This window comes from Psychroflexus aestuariivivens, assembly GCF_004010055.1.
Lineage (GTDB): Bacteria > Bacteroidota > Bacteroidia > Flavobacteriales > Flavobacteriaceae > Psychroflexus > Psychroflexus aestuariivivens.
Window position 1 is genome coordinate 1 of sequence record NZ_RQVT01000045.1, and the last position, 5,846, is coordinate 5,846.

Annotated in this window: 5 protein-coding genes; all 5 read left to right on the forward strand. The window is 31.1% G+C overall.

Features of this window, described 5'->3' with window-relative positions; genetic code table 11:
* The first annotated feature begins 177 nt into the window (after positions 1-177).
* Complete coding sequence (locus EIG86_RS07920) at positions 178-1,290, forward strand: ligand-binding sensor domain-containing protein (RefSeq protein ID WP_127845635.1); 1,113 nt, start codon at positions 178-180, stop codon at positions 1,288-1,290.
* Between the two features lie 159 nt (positions 1,291-1,449).
* Positions 1,450-1,944, forward strand: coding sequence for a hypothetical protein (locus EIG86_RS07925; RefSeq protein WP_127845636.1), 495 nt, complete (start codon positions 1,450-1,452; stop codon positions 1,942-1,944).
* A gap of 174 nt (positions 1,945-2,118) precedes the next feature.
* Positions 2,119-2,595 (forward strand): SRPBCC family protein, encoded by a 477-nt coding sequence (locus EIG86_RS07930; protein ID WP_127845637.1) that lies wholly within the window; start codon positions 2,119-2,121, stop codon positions 2,593-2,595.
* Between the two features lie 183 nt (positions 2,596-2,778).
* Complete coding sequence (locus EIG86_RS07935; RefSeq protein WP_127845638.1) at positions 2,779-5,076, forward strand: nSTAND3 domain-containing NTPase; 2,298 nt, start codon at positions 2,779-2,781, stop codon at positions 5,074-5,076.
* A 158-nt stretch (positions 5,077-5,234) separates the two neighbouring features.
* Positions 5,235-5,579: a hypothetical protein gene (locus tag EIG86_RS07940; protein ID WP_127845639.1), complete on the forward strand. Its 345-nt coding sequence runs from the start codon at positions 5,235-5,237 to the stop codon at positions 5,577-5,579.
* Positions 5,580-5,846 lie beyond the last annotated feature (267 nt).

Sequence of the window (5,846 nt, forward strand, 5' to 3'; positions counted from 1 at the left end):
TTTCTGATGACCAAAAACGCTGTACAACACTGTGTATACGCAATAGCTGGGTTTGTGAATGAAGCCAAAGTTTGGGATAATTTGCTAACTTTGAAATTGAACTTAAAAGATATAGAATTTTTACGCGCTACTGCGCATACACGAAAACGTTAGCAACAATTTACGGAAACCAAAGATATGACAGACATTAATTGTAAGACAATATTTAAAGCAAGTAAACTACTTTTAGTACTTATGTTACTTCAAGTCTCCGCTTGCACAGGACAAGTGAAAGAAAAAACTGTTAGTGATAAGACAGAAGATGAAGTAAGCGACAAACATCTTACCATAAAGCAAAACACGATATTTCCCCAAATTCACACCAACTTAAATGGAATGGTAAGACAATTTGTAAGGACAATCCATCAAGACAGAAAAGGAAACTATTGGTTTGGAACAAATGGAGATGGGATTATACGCTATGATGGGCAAACACTTGAAAAAATCCACATTGTAGGTATCAGTCCACATATAAGAGTTTTGGAAATAGTAGAGGATAAAGCAGGTAATGTATGGTTTGGAACTTCTGACGGACTTGTTAAATATGATGGTCAAAAGTTTGAAACATTTTCTATAACAGAAGGGGAGAAAGGTTTTGATGAGGAGATATGGGGATTAGCTATTGACAAAAACAAGCTCCTTTGGGTTGGAAGCATTGGTGGATTATATCATTTTGACGGAGATCAGTTTATACCCTTTCCTTTGCCTAACTCTATGGTTGAAAATCCGGAACATAAGCTATCTGATAAATTGGTTAAAAAAATTATAGAAGACAAAAGTGGAGCCATTTGGCTTGTAACCGATGGAAATGGAATTTTCAAATACATTAAAGGTGAATTTACTCATCTAACAACTAAAAATGGACTTACCGACAATAATACTGCTGATATCTTAGAGGACAGCCAAGGCAATATTTGGATTGGAACATATTATGGAGGTGTCAGTAAATTTGATGGAAAAACCTTTACCAACTTTACTAAAGATGGCATTATCGAAGGTATAGAAACCTATAATTTTCATGAAGATAGCAAAAGAAATGTATGGTTTACAGCAGAAGGTTATGGTGTTTACCGCTACGATGGAGTTAGCTTCACACAATTCACAACTGAAAACGGATTAACTACCAATGTTGTCCAAAGTATTTTTGAAGATAACAAAGGACAACTATGGTTCGGGACATGGCAGGGTTTATGCATTTTTAATAGTGAAAAATTCGTGAATGCAAACGAAATAGAGACTTGGACAAACTAAAAACAACTGTTGCTAACAAAGGCTATAAGCAATTGGGGATTAGGTGTTTAAATTAAAAATAGTAGATAAAATAAAGGTGAGTGCTAAACTGAAAAGTTAGGGCAATAAATCCCCAACTGCTCATAGCCACGACCGTTGTGCATAAGCTAAAAAAACATCGTGACTAAAATTTTAATTATTTTCTTAACACTGATTTTCATTCCAAACGAAAATAAAAATTGCACTTGTGCGCCTATTGAAAATTGGCAAAAAGCGACACCAAAAGAATTTGAATATGTCGATGACGTTTTCATTGGCGATGTAACGATTAGTGAAAACCAAACTGATTATTTAATTGTGGTTTGTGAAGTTTTTAAAGGAGATTTGAAAAGCGGACAAAAAATAAAAGGTGTCAATATTGGATATTGTGGCCCATTCGTAGACAAAAACGGCGAATGGGTAATGTTTGGAAAATATTTGACTGAATTTAAAGTCAATGATTGTGGACTTTCCTCAAATATCGCTGAACCATATGGAATGTTGCCGCCACCGCCACCACCGCCACCTGATTTCAAATATGATGAAAAAACAGTTTTAAAAAAGTGGAAAGCAGAATCGAAGAAAATGATTATAGAACAAATAAAAATGTTACGTGAAATATCAACATCTGAATAGAAAAACAGAACGGAAAAGCCTATGCACAACACTGTGTATACGCAATAGCTGGGCTTGTGACTGAAATTAAAGTTTGGGATATTTTGCTAACTTTGAGATTGAATTAAAAAGATATAGAATTTTTGCGCGCTACTGCGCATACACGAAAACGTTGCCACACATACTGAAAAACTGATGCCCATAATTGAATTGAGAACTGAAATTAATGCGAATATTGAAATAGTATTTGACCTTTCACGAAGTATTGATTTACATAAAATATCAACTGAAAAAACAAACGAAACGGCAGTTGCGGGAAAAACAAACGGATTAATTGAATTAGACGAAAGCGTTACTTGGCGAGCCAAACATTTCGGAATTTATCAAAAGTTGACTTCAAAAATCACTGAATTTAACCGACCAAATTATTTTGCTGATGAAATGATAAGTGGAGCATTTAGCAGATTTAAACACGAACATCACTTTGAGAAATTGAATGGAATGACTCTGATGACGGACATTTTTGATTATAAATCACCGCTCGGAATTTTAGGCATTTTAGCTGATAAATTGTTTCTCGAAAATTATATGACTGATTTACTCAGCGAACGAAATCGAATTGTAAAAGAATTTGCGGAATCTGAAAAGTGGAAACAAATACTGACTGAATAAAAAGTACGTGTGGCAACAGCGCATAACAAAAATGGCGAATTTAGAGCTGAAACGAGAGTTTTTTGTATTTTTAGAAACTTAAAGTTTAACCGAAAAATTTGCGCATTTTAAGTCGCCACTTTCGTTATGCGCGGACCGTTACCTGCCATTTAAAAAAACATCTGAACTAAACTATAAACATCAATGAATGAATATAATTTCTTGAATCTATCATCATTTGAATTTGAGAATTTTTCTAGAGATATCTTACAGGAAAAATTTGATGTGTTTTTTGAAAGTTTTACGAGTGGACAAGATGGCGGAATTGATTTAAGGGCTACAGTTAGTAAAGAAGAAAACATAATCGTACAAGCAAAACGATACACAAAATATAGTGACCTAAAATCAACTTTAAAGACAGAGTTAAAAAGTGTAAAAACACTTAATCCTGATAGATATATAATAACGACTAGTGTTGGTTTAACGCCACCTAATAAAAATGAAATATTAAAAATGTTTCATCCTTACATTAAATCTACAGAAGATATATTTGGTAAAAACGATTTAAATAATTTATTAGGGCTATATCCAAAAGTTGAAGAGCGGTATTATAAACTATGGCTTTCAAGCACAAACATTCTTAAAAGGCTTGTTCATAGTACTGTTTACAATCAATCAAAATTTGAACTTGAAGAAATAAGAGAAACCTTAAAAATTTATGTTCAAAACAATAGCTTCAAAGAGGCCTTGGATATTTTAAAATCGAATAATTATGTCATAATTTCTGGAATACCTGGAATAGGAAAAACTACATTATCTCGTATGTTAGTTTATCGTCTTTTAGCAAAAGAATATGACGACTTTATTTATGTTTCTGAAAGTATAAATGATGCTTATTCTTTTTATGAAGATGGGAAAAAGCAAATTTTCTTTTTTGACGATTTTTTAGGAAGAAACTTTTTAGAAACGGGATTATCAATGAATGAAGACAGTAAGCTTATAAAATTCATTGAAAAAATTAAAAAAACGAAAAATAAGATTTTTATTCTCGCTACGAGAGAATATATATTAAATCAAGCTAAAAATTCTTTTGAGTCTTTAAATAACCCATCTCTTGAACTAGTCAAATGCACGCTAGATTTATCCAAGTACACAAAAATTATAAAAGCAGAAATCTTATATAATCATCTCTTTTTTGCCAATGTGCCGAAATCTCATTTAAAAAATTTAGTTGCAAATAAAAGTTATTCAAAACTAATAGAACATAAAAGTTATAATCCAAGGATAATCGAGACCTTTGTGCAAAATCAATTTTGGGATAATTGTGAGCCAAATGATTTTTCTAAAACTATTTTGTCATTTTTTGATAATCCCACAAGTGTCTGGCTTCACGCCTTTGAAAATACAATTTCTAAAGGCTCTCAAATTACACTATTAGTTTTATCAACTATTGGTACACCTGTTCTTTTAGAAGATTTAAGAATAGCAATTAACTCTTTTGTAATTGCAAACATTAAAAAATATCCTCTAACAATAGATTCAATAGAGTTTAAAAAAATCATTAAAGAGTTAGAGAGTACATTTATAAGTACGAAAATGGATTCGTCCAAAAAAATTGCTGTTGAGTTTCAGAATCCTTCAATACAGGATTTCTTAATAAATTATATTAAAGATAAAGAAGTATTGATTGGCGATTTGATAAATTCATTTTGTTTTGTAAGTCAGTTTTTTAGAGTTTTTACATTTGATAAATCCAAAAGTGAATTTAATCGCAGAATTCCATTAGATGATAAGCTTTTAGAACAGTATGTCAATAAAATAATTTCAGATTTTCACTTGTTTAAATCATCATATATCTACAGAGCAAACTTTCAGAATAGCAATAGGTTTGGGTGGTTTAGGAATGACGATTTTAAATATTCTTTCTTAATTCAAATATTAGAAGAACTCGAAAAGTCTTCAAATAAAAAGTTGCACGATTTCGTGATTGAAGAGTTTAAACAAATTATAGAACCTCAATTAACTGGTTATTCTGAACGAAAAGCTTATCTCAAGCTCTTAAATAAAATCGATCGAAAAGATATTAATATTTCAAAGGTAGATTTAGTTAATAGTTTTGCAGATCAAGTAAACTCAATCGAATCACTAAAAGACTTTTCTAAACTTAAGGAACTATTTTCTGAAGAATATGAAGAGTTTATAGCAAATCCAAATTTTGAAAATATAATAGAAGAAGTAGTTGAATATGAAATTCAAAGCACAGAAGTAAATCAATACGAAAATCTTATTGATGAACTTAAAGAATTAGAAAATGATTTCGGATTTAATCTTGACAACGATATAAATGACTTGTCAGAAAAACACGCTGAATTTATGCATGAATTCGACCAGAAGATGGAAAAAGAAGATGATTACTCACACGAGGCTAGAGAGTATGAAGAAGAAATGTACAAAGAAGAGGAGTTCATATCAAACTTATTTGATGGATTAGCCGATGAATAAAAACGGCAGGTAACACTGCATATCGCTCATTGCGGATTTTCTGATGAAATCGGAAATTTCGGGATTTTCTGGAAGTTAAAATCTAATATTGAAAAATAATTGCTAATTTTCCCGCAACGAGTCGATATGCGAGAACGTTGTAGGTAATTTAAAACAGAATGGCGTTTAAAGAAATTATTGACAAAAATGGAGTACCACATTTCTATTTTCAAAGTATTTTTGGAGGTGGATGGGAACACGATTTGATGACTATAGTTGTGAAACATATAAATCCCTTGAAAATAGAAAGAAAATTATATAAAGCAGGATGGCATTCATCGGAATCTGAAATAATATTTCAAAAAAACGGAATTGATTATAGCATTTTTTTAGGTGAAATGGATTCAATTGAATTTAAGCCAATATCAAAAAACTTTATTTTAGAATTTGCTAGAGAGTTTGCTAAAATTATTGATACTCAAAGTGAAAAGATTCAAAAACACATTAATCAATCGAAAAATTAATAAAAAACTACCTACAACACTGTGTATACGCAATAGCGAGTTTATGACTGAAACCAAAGTTTGAGATAATTTGCTAACTTTGAGACTGAATTTAAAAGATTTAGAATTTTTGCGCGCTACTGCGCATACACGAAAACGTTGTGCAAAAGCTAAGAAATTTTGATTTTGCAAAGAAATTGATGAATTTCAAATTTCAGACTTTCGAGTAAGATTTTGAAAATAATTTCGTCGATTTGATTCTGGAAATTTGATTTTGATTTTTCCGCA